The 17,057-nt window shown below is 60.5% G+C and carries 19 protein-coding genes; 14 read left to right on the top strand and 5 right to left on the bottom strand.

Annotation, left to right across the window (positions count from 1 at the left end; genetic code table 11):
• Window positions 1-15 precede the first annotated feature (15 nt).
• From OB03_RS01450 to tyrS, 3 genes are all read right to left on the bottom strand, one after another.
• Window positions 16-783, bottom strand: a complete 768-nt coding sequence (locus OB03_RS01450; RefSeq protein WP_461342995.1) for a bactofilin family protein — start codon at window positions 781-783, stop codon at window positions 16-18.
• Window positions 784-919: 136 nt separating this feature from the next.
• The gene (gene bcp / locus OB03_RS01455; RefSeq protein ID WP_461342996.1) at window positions 920-1,387 is read right to left on the bottom strand and encodes a thioredoxin-dependent thiol peroxidase; all 468 of its coding nucleotides are present in this window, start codon (window positions 1,385-1,387) and stop codon (window positions 920-922) included.
• A 51-nt stretch (window positions 1,388-1,438) separates the two neighbouring features.
• Window positions 1,439-2,695 (bottom strand): tyrosine--tRNA ligase, encoded by a 1,257-nt coding sequence (gene tyrS, locus OB03_RS01460; RefSeq protein ID WP_461342997.1) that lies wholly within the window; start codon window positions 2,693-2,695, stop codon window positions 1,439-1,441.
• Between the two features lie 178 nt (window positions 2,696-2,873).
• Here tyrS and OB03_RS01465 point away from each other — a divergent pair, with 178 nt between their 5' ends.
• Genes OB03_RS01465 through OB03_RS01475 form a run of 3 tightly spaced genes read left to right on the top strand, consistent with a single transcriptional unit; the run spans window position 2,874 to window position 5,654 of the window.
• Window positions 2,874-4,016 (top strand): anhydro-N-acetylmuramic acid kinase, encoded by a 1,143-nt coding sequence (locus tag OB03_RS01465; RefSeq protein WP_461342998.1) that lies wholly within the window; start codon window positions 2,874-2,876, stop codon window positions 4,014-4,016.
• Window positions 4,017-4,976: a DMT family transporter gene (locus tag OB03_RS01470; protein ID WP_461342999.1), complete on the top strand. Its 960-nt coding sequence runs from the start codon at window positions 4,017-4,019 to the stop codon at window positions 4,974-4,976.
• Between the two features lie 12 nt (window positions 4,977-4,988).
• Window positions 4,989-5,654 carry a DUF6624 domain-containing protein gene (locus OB03_RS01475; protein WP_461343000.1) on the top strand — a complete coding sequence of 222 codons (666 nt, stop codon included), beginning with the start codon at window positions 4,989-4,991 and terminating at the stop codon, window positions 5,652-5,654.
• 118 nt (window positions 5,655-5,772) lie between these two features.
• On the opposite strand, the gene OB03_RS01480 is transcribed toward OB03_RS01475, so the two are convergent.
• The gene (locus tag OB03_RS01480) at window positions 5,773-6,423 is read right to left on the bottom strand and encodes an alpha/beta hydrolase (RefSeq protein ID WP_461343001.1); all 651 of its coding nucleotides are present in this window, start codon (window positions 6,421-6,423) and stop codon (window positions 5,773-5,775) included.
• Window positions 6,424-6,584: 161 nt separating this feature from the next.
• Here OB03_RS01480 and OB03_RS01485 point away from each other — a divergent pair, with 161 nt between their 5' ends.
• The 11 genes from OB03_RS01485 to OB03_RS01535 are packed head-to-tail and all read left to right on the top strand — an operon-like array spanning window position 6,585 to window position 15,939.
• A complete protein-coding gene (locus tag OB03_RS01485) occupies window positions 6,585-7,037 on the top strand; it encodes an Rrf2 family transcriptional regulator (RefSeq protein ID WP_242913533.1) in 453 nt (150 codons plus the stop codon).
• Entirely contained in the window at window positions 7,034-8,170 is a 1,137-nt protein-coding gene (locus tag OB03_RS01490; protein WP_461343002.1) for a cysteine desulfurase family protein, read from the top strand. Before OB03_RS01485 ends, OB03_RS01490 begins: the two co-directional genes overlap by 4 nt.
• A 3-nt stretch (window positions 8,171-8,173) precedes the next feature.
• Window positions 8,174-9,640 carry a Fe-S cluster assembly protein SufB gene (sufB, locus tag OB03_RS01495; RefSeq protein WP_461343003.1) on the top strand — a complete coding sequence of 489 codons (1,467 nt, stop codon included), beginning with the start codon at window positions 8,174-8,176 and terminating at the stop codon, window positions 9,638-9,640.
• A gap of 13 nt (window positions 9,641-9,653) precedes the next feature.
• A complete protein-coding gene (gene sufC / locus OB03_RS01500; protein WP_242913530.1) occupies window positions 9,654-10,403 on the top strand; it encodes a Fe-S cluster assembly ATPase SufC in 750 nt (249 codons plus the stop codon).
• Window positions 10,400-11,419 carry a Fe-S cluster assembly protein SufD gene (gene sufD / locus OB03_RS01505; RefSeq protein ID WP_461343004.1) on the top strand — a complete coding sequence of 340 codons (1,020 nt, stop codon included), beginning with the start codon at window positions 10,400-10,402 and terminating at the stop codon, window positions 11,417-11,419. Before sufC ends, sufD begins: the two co-directional genes overlap by 4 nt.
• Complete coding sequence (locus tag OB03_RS01510) at window positions 11,398-12,636, top strand: aminotransferase class V-fold PLP-dependent enzyme (protein ID WP_242913528.1); 1,239 nt, start codon at window positions 11,398-11,400, stop codon at window positions 12,634-12,636. The genes sufD and OB03_RS01510 overlap by 22 nt, the downstream gene beginning before the upstream one ends.
• Before the next feature lie 5 nt (window positions 12,637-12,641).
• Window positions 12,642-13,040, top strand: a complete 399-nt coding sequence (locus tag OB03_RS01515) for an SUF system Fe-S cluster assembly protein (protein WP_242913527.1) — start codon at window positions 12,642-12,644, stop codon at window positions 13,038-13,040.
• A gap of 5 nt (window positions 13,041-13,045) precedes the next feature.
• Complete coding sequence (locus OB03_RS01520; protein WP_461343005.1) at window positions 13,046-13,444, top strand: HesB/IscA family protein; 399 nt, start codon at window positions 13,046-13,048, stop codon at window positions 13,442-13,444.
• Complete coding sequence (locus OB03_RS01525; protein WP_461343006.1) at window positions 13,441-14,439, top strand: methionine ABC transporter ATP-binding protein; 999 nt, start codon at window positions 13,441-13,443, stop codon at window positions 14,437-14,439. The genes OB03_RS01520 and OB03_RS01525 overlap by 4 nt, the downstream gene beginning before the upstream one ends.
• A complete protein-coding gene (locus OB03_RS01530; RefSeq protein ID WP_461343007.1) occupies window positions 14,439-15,095 on the top strand; it encodes a methionine ABC transporter permease in 657 nt (218 codons plus the stop codon). Before OB03_RS01525 ends, OB03_RS01530 begins: the two co-directional genes overlap by 1 nt.
• Window positions 15,096-15,114: 19 nt before the next feature.
• A complete protein-coding gene (locus tag OB03_RS01535; RefSeq protein ID WP_461343008.1) occupies window positions 15,115-15,939 on the top strand; it encodes a MetQ/NlpA family ABC transporter substrate-binding protein in 825 nt (274 codons plus the stop codon).
• A 23-nt stretch (window positions 15,940-15,962) separates the two neighbouring features.
• Here the strand turns inward: OB03_RS01535 and OB03_RS01540 are convergent, their stop codons facing one another.
• Entirely contained in the window at window positions 15,963-17,024 is a 1,062-nt protein-coding gene (locus tag OB03_RS01540) for a GGDEF domain-containing protein (RefSeq protein WP_242913522.1), read from the bottom strand.
• Window positions 17,025-17,057: the final 33 nt, after the last annotated feature.

Genomic DNA, 17,057 nt, shown 5'->3' on the forward strand with positions numbered 1-17,057 from the left:
GCTTATGCAGACCGCTTAGTCTTGGGCTGCAGGTACTTCTTCGCCACGTTTGGCTTGGGTCGAGCGACCCGAGAACCATGCACCGCGTTCGATCACCAGCTGTTCTTGCGTTATGTCGCCTTCGACATGGGACGAGGCGTGCAGGTGAACCTGTTTGGCAACGATTGCACCGCTGACACGACCACGCACATCCAGAACGTCAGCGTGAACGGTGCCCTCGACTGCGCCTTTCTCGTTGATCAGCACCTGGGAAACGCGCACGTCGCCCTTCACAGTGCCTTCGATTACGAGTTCGCCGACACCAGAGATGTCGCCCTCAAAGGTCATTCCGTTACCGAGCACCGAAGCCGCCTCTCTACTAGGACGTGAAGGGTTAGATCCAAAACCGCCGCCGGACCCACCGGATCCGCCAGCACCGCCTGTGCGTCCGCTGCCCCAGCCACCGGAGGAGCGAGCGCCGCCACCCTGCCCGACGGTGTCGGAAAGGCCCTGCGGAGCAGTAGCAGGGGCGGGGGCAGGACCAGGATCTTCGCTCACTTGGGCGGAAGAGGTAGGGGCCACGTGAATCACGGACTCTTCCGCGGCCTGGTCTTCGTGACTGCCCATTCGTTCCTCGGCGGCGTGGCTATAGGCCGTAGATGGTGTAGCGGGTTCGATATCGCTGAGGACTTCAGTGTCTAGTTCGAGTTCTGCGTCGTCCAGATCATGAAGGTCGTCATGACCGCTTGCTGTACCCATCGCGCGGGTAGGGGGCGGAACATAGGGCTTACCCTTATTAAACATACAAACCTCCGGGGGGGCGCAAGGTCGCGCTTTTGATGTACCGACTCACCGAACCTTGTTACAGCGTGGGTATATCAACGGTAAATCGATGTTCGATCAAATGGAGAAATGCGTGTTTTTCCAATCGGCCGCTCTTTTAAAGGGCCTGCGCAGCCTCCAGCACAGCTGAAGCGTGGCCTTTGACCTTCACATTGTGCCAGACCCCGGCGATCGCGCCTTGGCTGTCGATCAGGAAGGTGGCGCGCTCTATGCCCATGTATTCGCGGCCATAAAGCTTTTTGAGGATCCAAACGCCCCACGCCTCGGTCACGACGCCGTCCTCGTCCGAGCCAAGGATGATCTTGAGGTCATGCTTGGCTTTAAACTTATCGAGCTTTTTCACGGGATCGCGCGAGATGCCGATGATCACGGTGTTGGCTGCCTCGAACTGATCGGCGAGGGCAGAGAAGTCCTGACCCTCAGTTGTGCAGCCGGGCGTGTCGGCCTTGGGATAGAAATACACCACGACCTTGCGACCCTTGTGGGCCCCGAGGTCGAACTGGCCTTCGCCATCCGTCGCAAGAACCAGCGCGGGTGCCGGATTGCCGGTGTTTAATTCAGTCATCTGCTTTAACTCGGGAAATACTACGACCCGCGCGGGCCTCATTCGGTTTGATCAGACCGGCTTGACCAGCACGATCTTCTTCTTGCCGGCGGCCAGCTTGATGACGCCATCGGCATTCATGTCCGCTTCGGTCACCAGTTGTGCGCCATCAGTGACGGCCACATCGTTCAGACGCAGACCGCCGCCTTGGGCCAGACGGCGCGCTTCGCCGTTCGACTGGCTGAGGCCAGACTTGGTCAGAACGGCAGCGATCATGGCACCGAACACTTCGTCACGCGGCAGTTCGACCGTCGGAAGGTCAGCGGACAACTGACCTTTCTCGAATGCGGCTTCAGCAGCAGCGCGGGCAGCCTTGGCCGCTTCTTCACCGTGCATCATGGTGGTGGTGGCGTCGGCGAGGGCCTTCTTGGCTTCGTTGATTTGAGCGCCTTCCATGGCCTCGAACGCGGCGATCTCTTCCAGAGACAGGTCGGTAAACAGGCGCATGAAGCGACCGACGTCGGCGTCTTCAACGTTACGCCAGAACTGCCAGTAGTCGTAGGAGCTGAGCTGCTCTTCGTTCAACCAGATCGCGCCGCCAGCGGTCTTGCCCATCTTGCCGCCCGACGCGGTCGTCAGCAGCGGCGTGGTCAGGCCGAAGGACGACTTCTGGTCAACGCGACGCACGAGGTCCACGCCCGAGGTGATGTTGCCCCACTGGTCCGAGCCGCCCATTTGCAGGGTGACATTGTGCGAACGGTTCAGTTCCAGGAAATCTACCGACTGCATCAGCATGTAGTTGAACTCGAGGAAGGTCATCGGCTGTTCACGCTCGAGGCGCAGCTTGACCGAGTCGTAAGCCAGCATGCGGTTGATGGTGAAGTGGGTGCCGAAGTCGCGCAGGAACTGGACGTAGCCGAACTTCGAAAGCCACTCGTCGTTGTTCAACATGACCGCGTCGGTCGGGCCGTCACCGAACTTCAGGAATTTGGCGAAGACCTTCTGGATGCCGTCGATATTCGCCTGAATGGTTTCGTCGGTCAGTTGCGGGCGCGAGGTGTCTTTACCGGTGGGGTCGCCAACGCGAGTGGTACCGCCGCCCATCAGGACGATCGGCTTGTGGCCAGCCTGTTGGAGGCGGCGCAGCATCATGATCTGGATCAGCGAACCGACGTGCAGCGACGGGGCCGTCGCGTCAAACCCGATATAACCGGTGACCACACCGTTTGCCGCAGCCTCGTCCAGTTCGGTCGGGTGGGTAATCTGGTGAATATAGCCACGCTCCTGAAGGGTCTTCAGGAAGTCGGACTTAAAGGCGGTCTCGGTCATAGCAGATCCGTTACAGTCAGGACGGCGGCTATTTTTCCGGAGAAGAGAGCCGCCTAGGAATGGGCGGCAATGATCGCGGCCGCTCGCTTAGGCGAGGCCGTAATAATAGGTCACGAAAAGAACGTCACGTGCGATCATGCATCTAGCTACGGTCAACGTGACGTGGCAGTCAAGCCGCATGACGGTTCAAGCTTCTAACAAGACCCTTCGCGTGCTCGGTTTCATGACGGGCACTTCTCTGGATGCCGTGGATATGGCGGTTCTGGAGACGGACGGGCACGACATTATCGGGTTCGGTCCAGCAGGCGAGATGAAGCTGGACCCCGACACGCGCGAGGCCCTCGAATACGCCATCGAAGACGCTTTCGACTGGGAGCGCGACGAGGAAGAGCCGGAGAGCTTTGACGACGCGCGCGCTGCGGTGGCCGACGCACATCTGGCCGCGTCGCTGTCGTTTATGGCGATGAACGGGGTGAAGACGTCTTCGCTCGATCTGGTGGGTGTGCACGGACAGACCGTGTTGCACGAGGCACCGACCGAAGAGCAGGTTGGTCGCACGGTCCAGTTGATCGACGCTCAGGCGGTGGCCGACGGTTTGGGCCGACCCGTTGTCTTCGATTTCCGCACCGCAGATGTCGCCGCGGGCGGGCAGGGCGCACCTTTGGCCCCAGTCTATCACGCGGCTCTGGTGCGTTATTCGGGCCTTTCGGGACCGGTGGCCGTGTTGAACCTTGGGGGCGTAGGGAACATCACTCTTGTTCGCGCTGACGGTGAGCTTGAAGCGTTCGATACGGGGCCCGCGAACGGAATGGTCGATCTTCTGGTTCAGTCGCGCACAGGCAAGCGCATGGACGAGAACGGCGCACTGGCACGGGCCGGTACGGTCGATGAGGCAGTGCTGGCCGATTACCTCTCGCACCCGTACTTCAAGACGACGGGGCCGAAGTCTCTCGACCGCTTCGACTTCTCGCTGGATGCCGTCGAGCATCTGGCAATCGAGGACGCCGCCGCGACCCTAACGGCGTTTGCGGCTCAGGCCGTGGCGCTGGGCGTCGGTCGTTGCAGCGAAGCGCCCAAGGAAGTCATCGTATGCGGTGGCGGACGTCGAAATCCTGCGCTGATGGATGCCATCCGCTCGCGTCTGTCGATGCCCGTAACAACGGCTGAAGATAAGGGCTGGCGCGGTGACAGCATCGAGGCCGAAGCCTTCGCCTATCTGGCCGCGCGCAGCCACCTTGGTTTGCCTATCAGCTTCCCCGGCACGACAGGCGTCACACAACCTTTGACGGGCGGCCAAACCGTTCTTCCCGGAGACGAGTAAGTGACAGTATCCAGTGCGCGTTTGTGGGGCGTCCTCAGCGGTTTGGGCGCGGGCGCCATGTGGGGGCTGGTCTTCCTCGCGCCCAAGCTCGTTCCGGAAGCATCGCCGTGGCTGTTGGCGGCGGGGCGCTACATCTCATATGGCCTGATTGCCGCTATGTTGATCGCGCCGCGCTGGAAGCGATTGGTGGCGCTGTTGGACGCCAAGACGTGGTGGGCTCTGGTCTGGCTGAGCCTCGCAGGCAATGTAGTTTATTACCTGTTCCTCGTGGTTTCCGTGCATTTCGCAGGGGTCGCCGCCTCGGCGTTGATCGTCGGGGCTGTGCCTGTCGTCGTGGCGCTGTGGGGGCTGCGCGACAAGGACTCTCCGCCTGTCAGCCATGTTGGCCCGCCCATCGCCGTTGCCGCCGTAGCTATCGGGCTCATCGGCTGGGAGAGCCTGACGCGCGGCCATTTGGCCGCCGACAGCAGTCTGACGACAGTGCTGATAGGGCTGGCGTGCGCCCTGATCGCACTGGTGGTGTGGACGGCCTATGCCGTGGGAAACAGCCGCTGGATGGTGCGCCTCAGCCATGTCAGCTCGCATGACTGGTCGCTGCTGATCGGTGTCATGACAGGGGCGCTCGCCCTACTGCTGATCATTCCTGCATCTCTGACCATGGGCGCGATGAACAGCGAAGTGTGGACCCGCTTCCTCGCCGTCAGCGTCGGCATCGCGATTCTGGCATCGGTCGTTGGCAACGCTCTCTGGAACCGCGCCAGCCGCCTGTTGCCCTTGACCATGCTCGGTCAGATGATCGTTTTCGAAACGCTCTTTGCCTTCCTTTACGGCTTCATTCTGGAACAGCGCGGACCGACGGCGATTGAGATCGTAGCGATGATCTTGATGGTGATCAGTGTTATCTGGTGTGTCCGTGCTCACCGTCCGGTGGCAGTGGTGGAGCGCGACGCCGAGCATTAAGGAGCGGGTGCGATGGTTTGGCTGTTTGCTGTAGGTCTGCTTTGTCTGGGAGGCTGTGCAGAACAGTCACCGTCCGACCAGTTCATCGTACCACTGGTCCAGAAGATGGATCAGGAGCGCGCGAAGCTGGAAAGCCTGCCGCCGGATGCAGACCTGAAAACGCGCTTTGCCAGCGTCTATGTGCTGGATCAGGCTCCGCGCACGGCCATCAGTGGCATCATGCGCAGTAGCATGTCGGTAGAAGACAAAGCGGAAGCTCGCGCCGCTCTTAGGCCGATAATGGAGGATCAGGACCGCAAGAACCTCCAGATCGTGTTGGATCATTTGCCGCCCGAGGGCTGGTATCTGCGTAGTCGCTATGGCGACGAGGTTGCTACGACGGCCTTTTATGTCGTCCAGCACTCCGATGTTGAGACTTGGCGGCGTTTTGTGCCGGTGCTCGAGCCTTTGGTCGCGCAGGGCGAGGTTGCTGGCCCGGCCTATGCGTTGATGTACGACCGTCTGGCCTTGTCCGAGCAACGGCCACAGCGATATGGCTCTCAGGTCGCTTGCGAGAATGGCCGTTGGGTTGCGCTGTATCTAGAGGATCCAGACAATGTTGACGAGCGTCGCCGAGCGATGGGCTTCCCTGATACATACGCCGAGTATGTCGCTGGATTCCAAGCCATGCCCTGCTGATGGAAAAGGCGCGCCTCCAACCGGAAGCGCGCCCTTTTATCTTTAGACTTGCCCCTCAAGCCGCGAGACCCCGCGGGTCGAGCATAGGGGCGCGGTGGCTATGCCACCGCACAAGCCCTCAAGCCGGCTTTTCTTCCAGACGCTTGTCCAGATAGGCACCGACGCGGCGCTCGACGGCCCCCATGTGGTCCTGCCAGAAGTGCGAAGCGCCTTCTTCCAGTTCGTAATCGATGATGATGCCCTTTTGGGTGCGCAGCTTGTTGACCACGCGCTCGACTTCCACCGGCGGGACGACCGTGTCAGCCGTGCCGTGCAGGAACAGGCCCGAAGCTGGGCAAGGTGCCAGGAAGCTGAAGTCGTAAATGTTCGACGGCGGCGACACCGAGATGAAACCATCGGTTTCGGGACGGCGCATCAGCAGTTGCATGCCGATGTAGGCACCAAACTGATAACCAGCCACCCACGTCTGGGTCGCAGCAGGGTTATTGGCTTGCAGCCAGTCCAGAGCGGTCGCTGCGTCTGCCAGTTCGCCGATGCCGCTATCGAACTCGCCCTGAGACTTACCGACGCCGCGCGAGTTGTAGCGCAGGGTGGCAAAGCCACGCTCTACGAACAGCTTGTGCAGGGTCACAGCGACCGGATTGTTCATGTGGCCACCCGCTTTCGGGTGGGGGTGCAGGATCAGCGCGATCGGTGCATTGGGGCGCTTGCCCGGCGAATAACGGCCTTCGATACGGCCGGCTGCACCGGGAAGAATGACTTCAGGCATGGATCGCAGAGTCCCTGTCGTTCAACATGTATTTCATCGCGGCAGAATACTTGACTAACGCAGTAGGACTTTCTAAAGCCCCACAGTGTCGCGCATTCGCCTGTAAGGGCGCGGGTTCTACCACAACAACCCTGAAAAGCGTGCATTTTTTGAGGATTTCGATGCGCCTTTCAACAAAGGGTCGTTATGCGGTGATGGCGATGGCCGATCTGGCGCGCAATGGCGCGGACAGGGCTGTGTCGCTTGCCGAAATCGCCGCGCGTCAGGAAATATCGCTCTCTTATCTCGAACAGTTGTTTGCGCGCCTGCGCAAAGCCGATCTGGTGACGAGTGTGCGCGGCCCGGGGGGCGGCTATCGTCTGGCGAGAGCAACGTCGGAGACATGGGTTGCCGATATTGTCCTCGCCGTTGACGAGCCTATCCGTGCGACGCGTTGCGAGAGCCATGTCAAAGCCGGTGGCTGTATGATGGCAGGCGAGCGTTGTATCACCCATAACCTCTGGGAAGATCTGGGCGCTGAAATCCATCGATATCTGGCCAGTGTCTCGCTGGACGACGTTGTGAAGAACCGTCTTCGCGAGCGTCGCAACGCGCAGGTGAACGCCGCAGCATGAGTATTTATCTGGATTACAACGCTTCGGGTCTGGTGCGACCCGAGGTGCGTGACGCTGTCATCGACGCAATGTCGCCGGGCGGTAACCCTTCGGCGGTCCACGCCTTGGGCCGAAAGGCGCGTGCGCGTGTCGAAACTGCCCGTGCTGCGGTGGCCGAGCTTGTTGGAGCCGATCCAACCTCGATTATCTTTTCCTCCGGCGGTACGGAATCCAACGCGCAGGCAATCGCCAGTGCGGTGGCTGCCGGTTGCGAGCGCGTGATCGTCAGTGCGACCGAACATCCTTGCGTTGCTGAGGCTGCCCCTCACGCTGGCGTTCCCGTCGAAGTGATGCCGGTCGATGGGCTGGGCGTCGCTGATCTGGACTGGCTTGAGAACGCATTGAGCGATGGTGTGCGCACCTTCGTGGCCCTGCACCACGCAAACAACGAAAGCGGCGTGATCCAGCCAGTCGAGCGGGCTGCAGAACTGGTTCACGCGCAGGGCGGCTGGATGCATGTCGATGCGATCCAGACGTTGGGCAAGATCGAAGTCGATATCCGTAAACTGGGTGCCGATACCGTCACCTTGTCCGCGCACAAGATCGGAGGCCCCCAAGGGGTCGGTGCATTGGTTGTGGCAGAGGGCAAGAACGCCATCCGCATCGTCCATGGTGCGGGTCAAGAGCGCGGCCTTCGTGCAGGTACCGAGAATGTTCCGGGGATTGCTGGATTTGGGGCCGCAGCGATCTGCGTTCAGCGCGAAATGGGCGAAGGTATCGATCATTCCGCCTGGCGTGATGCCGCCGAAGCACGTGTAAAGGCCGCTGGTGCGACCATCGTCGGTTATGGCGCACCGCGCCTGCCGAACACATTGTTTATGGCTGTAGAGGGCTGGGACAGCCCGCAGCAATTGATCAGTTTGGATCTGGCCGGGGTGATGATCTCTGCCGGATCGGCTTGCTCGTCGGGCAAGGTGAAACCCTCCAAGACCATGTTGGCGATGGGGCTGGATCACCTGGCGACGGGCGGCGTGAGGATTTCGGGTGGTTGGGGCACGGTCGAAAGCGATTGGGTTCGCTTCGCCGATGCCTGGATCGCAGCTTGGGAAAAACACCAGTCGCGTCACCCATCCGGTGTGAAGAAAGTCGCGTAACTTATGGCCGCTGTTAAAGACACTATCGATACCGTCGCCGAGTTGGAGCGGTATAAATACGGCTTCACCTCCGAAGTTGAGCAGGAGTTCGCGCCTAAGGGCCTGAGCCCCGACATCGTCCGCTTCATCTCCGAGAAGAAGGGTGAGCCGGAATGGATGCTGGAATGGCGTTTGGCGGCCTATGAGCGCTGGTTGGCTATGGAAGAGCCGACTTGGGCTGCGGTGAAGTATGCGCCGGTCGAGTATCAGGACCTGTATTATTACGCTGCGCCGAAGAAGAAGGACGGGCCGAAGTCGCTGGACGAGGTCGATCCCGAACTGCTGGAAATCTACGCCAAACTGGGCATCCCGCTGAAAGAGCAAGAAGTTCTGGCGGGCGTGCAGGGCGCGCCGCGGGTGGCCGTGGATGCTGTGTTCGACAGCGTCTCGGTCGTGACCACCTTCAAGGAAGAACTGGCCAAGGCAGGCGTGATTTTCATGCCTATTTCCGAGGCGTTGCGTGAATATCCTGATCTGGTGCGTCAATATCTGGGCTCGGTCGTTCCGGTCTCGGACAACTATTTCGCTGCCCTGAACAGCGCCGTCTTTTCGGATGGCTCGTTCGTCTATGTTCCGCCGGGCGTTCGCTGCCCGATGGAGCTGTCTACCTATTTCCGCATCAACGCCAGCCAGACCGGCCAGTTCGAGCGCACCCTGATCATCTGCGACAAGGGCTCCTACGTTTCGTACCTCGAGGGCTGCACAGCACCGATGCGTGACGAGAACCAGCTTCATGCCGCTGTGGTCGAGATCGTCGCTCTGGACGACGCCGAGGTGAAATACTCGACCGTCCAGAACTGGTACCCCGGCGATTCCGAGGGCAAGGGCGGCATCTACAACTTCGTGACCAAGCGCGCGGATTGCCGTGGTGACCGCTCCAAGGTGTCGTGGACGCAGGTGGAGACCGGATCGGCTGTGACGTGGAAATACCCGTCCTGCATCCTCAAGGGCGAGGATAGCTCGGGCGAGTTCTATTCGATCGCCATCACCAATGGTCATCAGCAGGCCGACACCGGCACCAAGATGATCCACCTGGGCAAGAATTCGAAGTCGCGCATCATCGCCAAGGCGGTTTCGGCGGGTAAGTCGGACTCGACCTATCGCGGTCTGGTTTCGGTACACCCCAAAGCGTCGGGCGTTCGCAACTTCACCCAGTGCGACAGCCTGCTGATCGGTAAGGAGTGCGGATCGCACACCATTCCGTACATCGAGGCCAAGAATGGCTCGGCCCAGATGGAGCACGAGGCGACGACGACCCGCCTGTCTGAAGACCAACTGTTCTACGCCCAGCAGCGCGGCCTTTCGGAAGAAGAGGCAGTGGCCCTGCTGGTCAACGGTTTCGTGCGCGACGTGCTGCAGGAACTGCCGATGGAATTCGCCGTAGAGGCGCAGAAACTCGTAGCCATCAGCCTTGAAGGCTCGGTGGGCTAAGGTAACAAAAATAATGCTTAAGATTTATAACCTTCACGCATCGGTCGAAGATAAGGCCATCCTGAAAGGCCTGTCGCTGGAAGTGCCGGCGGGTGAAGTCCACGCCATCATGGGCCCGAACGGTGCGGGTAAGTCGACCCTCGGTAATGTGATCGCAGGTCGTCCTGATTATGAAGTGACCAACGGTTCGGTAAGCTGGAACGGCGTTGACGTTCTGGAACTGGATCCGGCCGAGCGTGCAGCTGCAGGTGTGTTCCTGTCGTTCCAGTATCCGGTCGAAATCCCGGGCGTTCCGGCCCTGACGTTTGTGCGTACGGCTCTTAACGCCCAGCGCCGCCAGCGTGGCGAAGAAGAGGTGACGGCTCCGCAGTTCATGAAGCTGGTGAAGGAAGCATCGAAGTCCCTGAAGATGGACTTCGACATGCTCAAGCGCCCGCTGAACGTCGGCTTCTCGGGTGGTGAGAAGAAGCGCATGGAGATCCTTCAAATGGCGGTTCTTGAGCCATCGCTGCTGATCCTCGACGAAACGGACTCCGGCCTCGACATCGACGCTCTGCGCATTGTGTCCGAAGGCGTGAACGCGCTTCGCCGTGCGGACCGTTCCATGCTGGTCATCACCCACTATCAGCGCCTGCTGGATTACATCAAACCGGACCGCGTGCATGTTCTGGCCGGCGGCCGTATCGTCGCTTCGGGTGGACCGGAACTGGCTCTGCAACTCGAGGCGGAAGGTTATGACAAATACCTTCCGACCGCTGCGTGAGCGCATCGGCCCAACTGAACCTGCTGGATCCGACGACCTATCCTTCACGTCGGGTCGAGGCTTGGAAATACAGCGACTTGGCGCGCGTTCTTCGCGACGCGCCCCAAGTTTCGCCTACGGCCAATGTGGGCACCGCCGGTGCCTTCAACGACATTGCTGACACCGTTGTTGTGTTCGCCAATGGCCAGTCGGACGAGGCATCTTTCACGGCTGCGGGTAAGCAAACTCTGGCTCTGCGCTTGGTGTCCGACGCCACGGGAACAGCCCACAGTGCCCGCTATGACGTGCGTGTACCGGCCGGTAGCTCGCTGACGGTCGTTGAAAGCTATGAAGGTGCAGGCTCGGCCTATGCCTCTCACGTTCGCCTCACCTATGTGGTCGAGGCTGGTGGCTTTTTGACGCGGATTGTTGTCGCCGATGACGTGGCCGACGCTGTCTCGATCGTTGATGCAGAAATCACTTTGGCTGCGGGCGGCAAGCTTGCCCAGACGGTTGTCTCGACCGGTGCCAAGCTTCAACGGATTGAGACCCGATTGGCCCACTATGCCGATGGCGCAGATGCCCGTCTGGACGGCGTCTATGTCCTGAACGGTTCGCGTCACGTGGACCTGACGACCGTGGTCGACCATCTGGCCGCAAACGGGACCACCAGCCAACTGTCCAAGGGCGTGGCCCGCGATACCTCGCGCGGTGTGTTCCAGGGCAAGATCATCGTCGAGCGCGGTGCCGATGGCACCGATGCCCGCATGGGCCATCACGCCCTGATCGCCGGTGAACGCGCCGAAATCGACGCCAAGCCGGAACTGATCATCTATGCCGATGACGTTCAGTGCGCACACGGCAATACGGTCGGTACGCTGGATGAATCCGCCCTGTTCTACATGCAGTCGCGCGGCATCACCGAAGACGAAGCCCGTGCGCTGCTGACGACCGCCTTCCTTGGCGAAGTCGTGGACCGCATCGAGCGTGAAGACATCCGCGAACGGGTTGACCAATGGCTGACGGATCGTCTGTGAAAACTTTTGACCCTTATGCCGTACGCGAACAGTTTCCGATCCTGTCGCGTCAGGTGAACGGCCGTCCGCTGGTCTATCTGGATAACGCTGCCTCGGCCCAGAAGCCGCAGGTGGTGATCGACCGCTTCGTCGACGTGATGTCCAACGGCTATGCCAATGTGCACCGCGGGCTTCACACCCTGTCGAACGAGGCGACCGAAGCCTTTGAGGCGGCACGTGCCACGGTGGCGCGTTTCCTGAACGCGCCGTCGCCGGAAAACATCGTCTGGACCAAGGGCGGCACCGAAGCGTTCAATCTGGTCGCCAACGGTCTGGGCCTGTCCATCAAGGAAGGTGACGAGATCATCGTCACCGAGATGGAGCACCACTCCAACATTGTCCCGTGGCACCTGCTGCGCGAGCGCAAAGGTGCTGTTCTGCGCTTCGCACCGATCAAAGACGATGGGTCGCTGGACATGGAGGCCTTCAAAGGCCTGCTGAACGAGCGCACCCGAGTTGTCGCCGTGACGCACATGTCGAATGTGTTGGGCACCATCAATCCTGTCGCCGAGATTACCCGACTGGCCCACGCGGCGGGTGCCAAGGTCGTCATCGACGGGTGTCAGGGTGCGGTTCATGCTGCACCGGACGTTCAAGCCATCGGCTGCGACTTCTACGTTATCACCGGCCACAAGCTGTATGGCCCGACCGGCATTGGCGCGCTGTACGGCACGAGCGAGGCTCTGGAGGCACTGCCGCCGTATCAAGGCGGTGGCGAGATGATCGAGACGGTCGAGCAGGAGCGCATCACCTATGCCAAGCCGCCGCATCGTTTCGAAGCGGGGACCCCGCCGATCATCGAGGCTGTAGGCCTTGGCACGGCGCTGGAATGGCTGATGTCGTTCGATCCGCAGGCTGTCATCGCGCACGAACAGGCGCTGTATGACCGTGCAGTCGAACGTCTGGGCGGTCTGAATTGGCTGCGTATTCTGGGCACCGCCGAAGGGAAGGGCGCTTTGCTGACCTTTACCGTCGAAGGTGCACACGCCCACGACATCGCCCAGATTATGGACCGCTATGGCGTGGCGGTCCGCGCGGGCCTGCACTGTGCGGAACCTCTAGCCAAAAGATTGGGCGTGACGTCGAGCACGCGCGCCTCGTTCGCCCTATATAATACGGTGGAGGAGGTTGATGCCTTCGCCGATGCGCTGATCAAGGCGCGGAACTTCTTTGTGTGACGATCATGGACGCTAAAACCGACAATGCGATTACCGACAGCCCGGCCTTTGCCGAGAGCTGGAACGAGCCGCAGCAAAGCGCTCTGTCGCAGGCCGAGCTGGACAAGCTGACCGACGACCTGATCGCGGCATTGAAGACCGTCTACGATCCCGAAATTCCGGTCGACATCTATGAACTGGGCCTGATCTACAAGGTCGACGTTTCTGACGATAAGGATGTGGTCATCGACATGACGCTGACCGCACCGGGTTGCCCTGTCGCCGGTGAAATGCCTGCATGGGTCGAGGCGGCTGTCCTGAATGTGGAAGGTGTGCGCTCTGCGCGTGCCAACCTCACGTTTGATCCGCCGTGGGATCAATCGCGTATGAGTGACGAGGCCAAGCTGGCCTTGAATATGTTCTGATCACGATGACCGATTTTCAGACATCCAGCCGTCCGCGCCGCCCCCGTCCCAAGGTTGTGACCCTTACGGACGCAGCAGCCGCTCGCGTGCGCGAACTGATGGCGAATGCGGACCGTCCGTGCGTCGGTCTGCGTGTAGGTGTCAAAAATGGTGGGTGTGCGGGTCAGGAATACACCTTCGCCTATGCCGAGAGTGTAGAGCCTCTGGACGAAGTGGTCGAAGACAAGGGCGCGGTTGTGCTGATCGAGCCCAAGGCGGTGCTGTTCCTCGTGGGATCGGAAATCGACTTCGAAACGACCCGCATGTCTTCTAAATTCGTCTTTAGAAACCCTAACGAGACGGACGCCTGCGGTTGTGGTGAGAGCGTCACCATCATTCCCGCCACGAGTACCGAGGTTTCATGATCCGTCTGGAGGGCGTCACGCGCCGCTATCAGAGCCGTGCAGGCGAACGTGTTGCGCTGGACTCTGTCGATCTGCACGTAGAGCGCGGACAGATTTTCGGCGTGGTGGGGCGCTCCGGCGCGGGCAAGTCCACATTGATCCGCACGATCAACCGTCTGGAAAACCCGGACGAGGGCCGCATATTCGTGGGCGATGCCGAAATCACGGCACTCAACCCCGCTCAGTTGCGGGCCGCGCGGCGCAAGATCGGCATGATTTTCCAGCATTTCAATCTGCTGGCGTCCAAAACGATTGAAGACAATGTTGCCTTTCCGTTGCGCCTCGAAGGCCGTTCGGCATTGGAGGTGAAGTCTCGAACGGCAGAACTGCTGGTGCGGCTTGGGCTGGCGGAACATGCCAAGAAATATCCGCACCAATTGTCAGGTGGCCAGAAGCAGCGCGTAGGTATTGCGCGCGCCTTGGCCTGTGGGCCCGACGTCTTGCTGTGCGACGAGGCGACCAGTGCGCTGGATCCAGAAACAACCGAAGACATCCTCGGCCTGCTGGAACAGTTGAACCGCGAATTGGAGCTGACCATCGTGATGATCACCCACCAAATGGAGGTGGTTCGTCGCGTTTGTGATCGGGTCGCTGTCCTCAAGGACGGCAAGATCGTGGAGGAGGGTGCCACGGTCGACGTATTCCTTCGCCCCCAACATCCTGTGACGCAGGCCATGCTGGCGGAAAGCGATGACGGGTTCGATGCGGCAATGGCACCGGCCAACGCGCACATCGCGCGCCTTATCTTCCAGGGCACCTCGACCTATGAGCCCGAACTAAGCCGGGTGGCACGGACCGTCGGCGTTGATTACTCGATCCTGTCGGGCCGCATTGCCCGCATTCGAGGCGTGCCGTGCGGACAGCTAGTCGTTGCGTTTACAGACGGAGATGCCGAGGCTGCTCTTGAGCAACTGGCCAGTCGTGGGGTCGGCGTTGAAACCGTCGGAGGCCGCTGATGTTCGATAATGTGGACTGGGGCGACATCGGTCAGGCAACAATCGACACGCTGTTGATGTTGGCGGGATCGCTGGTACTCACCATCGCCATCGGTATCCCGCTCGGCGTTCTGCTGTTCTTGTCGGGCAAGAGGCGACTGGCCAGCAATCCGGTTCTGAACGGAGTGCTGTCGTTTGTAGTCAATGTGCTGCGCTCGCTGCCTTTCATCATATTGCTGATCGTAATGTTGCCGGTCACGGTGCTGCTGGTCGGCACGTCGCTGGGGGTGGCGGGTGCCATTCCGCCGCTCGTTGTGGGTACGGCCCCCTTCTATGCCCGTTTGGTCGAGAACGCCCTGCGCGAAGTCGATCACGGCGTGGTCGAGGCCACGCAGGCTATGGGGGGGAGCACCTGGCAGATCGTTACTCGCGCTTTGCTACCGGAAGCACTGCCCGGCATTATTGCTGCGGCGACCGTCGCGGCCATTGCACTTGTTGGCTATACGGCCATGGCAGGGGTGGTGGGCGCAGGCGGACTGGGCGATCTGGCTATTCGCTTCGGTTACCAGCGCTTCCAGACCGACGTAATGATCGTGACGGTAGTGCTTCTGCTGGTTATGGTACAAATTCTCCAGATGATCGGGGACTGGCTAGTCGCTAGGGTCTCGCATCGCTGACTGATTCCAGAGGCTGTTTATGTTTGTTCGCCGTACCCTTCTCCTGAACGCTGCTGCTTTGGCCGCCGTTGGTCTATTGGCAGCTTGTGGCAAGGGAAGCGAGCAAGGCGCAGCCCCTGACGTTTCCAAACCGCTGAAGGTCGGAGCGACGGCTGTGCCTCACGCGGAAATTCTGGAAATGGTGCGCCCGCTGTTGGCCGCCGAAGGGGTGACGCTGGAGATCAAGGTCTTCAACGACTACGTCCAGCCGAACGTCCAGCTTTTTGAAAAGCGTCTGGATGCGAACTATTTTCAGACCAAGCCTTATCTGGACGAATTCAACACAGCCCGTAGCAGCGATCTGATGACCGTTGCGGGCATTCACGTCGAGCCTTTGGGCCTCTATTCCAAAAAGCACGCTAAGCTGGCTGATCTTCCGAATGGTGCGGAAATCATTCTGCCGAATGACGCATCGAATACCGGCCGCTCGCTGTTGCTGCTCCAGTCGGCTGGTTTGATCACGCTTCGTAAGGGTGAGAATGCACTCCAAACCGTGGCGGATATCCAGGACAATCGTAAGGGTCTGAAGTTCCGCGAAGTGGAGGCGGCTACGATCCCGCGCATCCTGCCGCAAGTGGATGCTGCTGTGATCAACACCAACTATGCGCTGGATGCCGGCTTGTCGCCGCGCACAGACGCGCTGTCGTTGGAAGGTGCGGACAGCCCGTACATCAACTATCTGGTCGCTCGCCCGGACAATAAGGACGATCCGCGCATCGTCGCTCTGGGCAACGCGCTTCGCAGCGAGGCCGCACGCACCTTCATCGCCCAGAAGTATCAGGGCGCGGTCATCCCCGCCCAATGAGGCCTTGTCGAGGCGGATGCCGGTTAGGCAGCCGTCTCTGACAGAATATTCTGGGCACTGGAAATGCGATTGCGTCCGGCCCGCTTGGAAACATAGAGCGCTGCGTCGGCCCGTTCCATCAGTTGGAGCGGGCTTTCGTTTTTATGGCGGTGCGCCACACCGGCCGAGATTGTGACCACGCCCAGATCATCATTGGTCGAACGGCGGCGCAGGGCGCGTGAAGCAATGTCACTGCGCAGGGTTTCGAGCACATGCTCGACTTGCGAAGCTGTCTCACCGGGGAAGACTATGGCGAACTCTTCACCGCCATAACGGGCGGCAACACGCGGCATCTGGGCGATCCGCGAGATCGCGCTGGCGACGTAACGCAGCACCTGATCGCCCGTCTGATGGCCCCAAGTGTCGTTGAACCGCTTGAACATATCGATGTCGATAATCGCCAATGACACGGTGCCGCCGTGCTCGTCGTGGTCGGCGCAGATCGTGTCCAGTTTCTCGTCAAACGCTTTGCGGTTGGCTAGATTGGTCAGGGCGTCCGTCATGGCGTCGCGGCGAACCTGTTCCAAGTGGTTTCGCAGCTTGCTGACCTCGGTGTGCGAGGACTCCAGCCTGCGCTCCAGAACTACCGTGTGACGCTGAATACGGCGCGTGGCGCGGGCGAGAGTGGTGATCAGATCGGATAGCGGGCTGAGCGGAGCGGCCTCTTCAAACTGCTCCTTGGCCTCTGACAGGGTCTCGGCGTACTGGACCTGCACTTCGCGAGCCTTGTCGATGGCCGTAGCGACTGCCGCAAGTTCGCGGTTGAGCACCGCGCCGGCATCGCGAATTTCTTCGGACAGTCGGCTGCGCGGCAGGAACTCGGTCGCAAGCATTTCCGCGACTGTGTCGGTGAACGGCAGCTTGCTGTCGAAGATGCGGCGCATCTCGACGGCCAGCGGACTTTCAGGTGCCTGAATATAGTGTAGCCAAAGCTCGTAATTGAGCGGTGTCGGCCACACAGAGGCGGCCTCCATCGCATCAATCACCTTACGGGCCAGTGAATAGGCCTGCGGGCCGCGTACGGCCGTATCGACGAACTCACTCATTGGCTTCCCCCCGGAGACAGTTCCAGTGCAACC

It is taken from the genome of Brevundimonas sp. GN22 (assembly GCF_054824005.1).

What these genes read in the sequence shown, in the direction of transcription:
- OB03_RS01450 (WP_461342995.1), bottom strand. Translation starts at nt 783, where the DNA reads ATGTTTAATAAGGGTAAGCCCTATGTTCCGCCCCCTACCCGCGCGATG.
- bcp (WP_461342996.1), bottom strand. Translation starts at nt 1,387, where the DNA reads ATGACTGAATTAAACACCGGCAATCCGGCACCCGCGCTGGTTCTTGCG.
- tyrS (WP_461342997.1), bottom strand. Translation starts at nt 2,695, where the DNA reads ATGACCGAGACCGCCTTTAAGTCCGACTTCCTGAAGACCCTTCAGGAG.
- OB03_RS01465 (WP_461342998.1), top strand. Translation starts at nt 2,874, where the DNA reads ATGACGGTTCAAGCTTCTAACAAGACCCTTCGCGTGCTCGGTTTCATG.
- OB03_RS01475 (WP_461343000.1), top strand. Translation starts at nt 4,989, where the DNA reads ATGGTTTGGCTGTTTGCTGTAGGTCTGCTTTGTCTGGGAGGCTGTGCA.
- OB03_RS01480 (WP_461343001.1), bottom strand. Translation starts at nt 6,423, where the DNA reads ATGCCTGAAGTCATTCTTCCCGGTGCAGCCGGCCGTATCGAAGGCCGT.
- OB03_RS01485 (WP_242913533.1), top strand. Translation starts at nt 6,585, where the DNA reads ATGCGCCTTTCAACAAAGGGTCGTTATGCGGTGATGGCGATGGCCGAT.
- OB03_RS01490 (WP_461343002.1), top strand. Translation starts at nt 7,034, where the DNA reads ATGAGTATTTATCTGGATTACAACGCTTCGGGTCTGGTGCGACCCGAG.
- sufB (WP_461343003.1), top strand. Translation starts at nt 8,174, where the DNA reads ATGGCCGCTGTTAAAGACACTATCGATACCGTCGCCGAGTTGGAGCGG.
- sufC (WP_242913530.1), top strand. Translation starts at nt 9,654, where the DNA reads ATGCTTAAGATTTATAACCTTCACGCATCGGTCGAAGATAAGGCCATC.
- OB03_RS01510 (WP_242913528.1), top strand. Translation starts at nt 11,398, where the DNA reads ATGGCTGACGGATCGTCTGTGAAAACTTTTGACCCTTATGCCGTACGC.
- OB03_RS01515 (WP_242913527.1), top strand. Translation starts at nt 12,642, where the DNA reads ATGGACGCTAAAACCGACAATGCGATTACCGACAGCCCGGCCTTTGCC.
- OB03_RS01520 (WP_461343005.1), top strand. Translation starts at nt 13,046, where the DNA reads ATGACCGATTTTCAGACATCCAGCCGTCCGCGCCGCCCCCGTCCCAAG.
- OB03_RS01525 (WP_461343006.1), top strand. Translation starts at nt 13,441, where the DNA reads ATGATCCGTCTGGAGGGCGTCACGCGCCGCTATCAGAGCCGTGCAGGC.
- OB03_RS01530 (WP_461343007.1), top strand. Translation starts at nt 14,439, where the DNA reads ATGTTCGATAATGTGGACTGGGGCGACATCGGTCAGGCAACAATCGAC.
- OB03_RS01535 (WP_461343008.1), top strand. Translation starts at nt 15,115, where the DNA reads ATGTTTGTTCGCCGTACCCTTCTCCTGAACGCTGCTGCTTTGGCCGCC.
- OB03_RS01540 (WP_242913522.1), bottom strand. Translation starts at nt 17,024, where the DNA reads ATGAGTGAGTTCGTCGATACGGCCGTACGCGGCCCGCAGGCCTATTCA.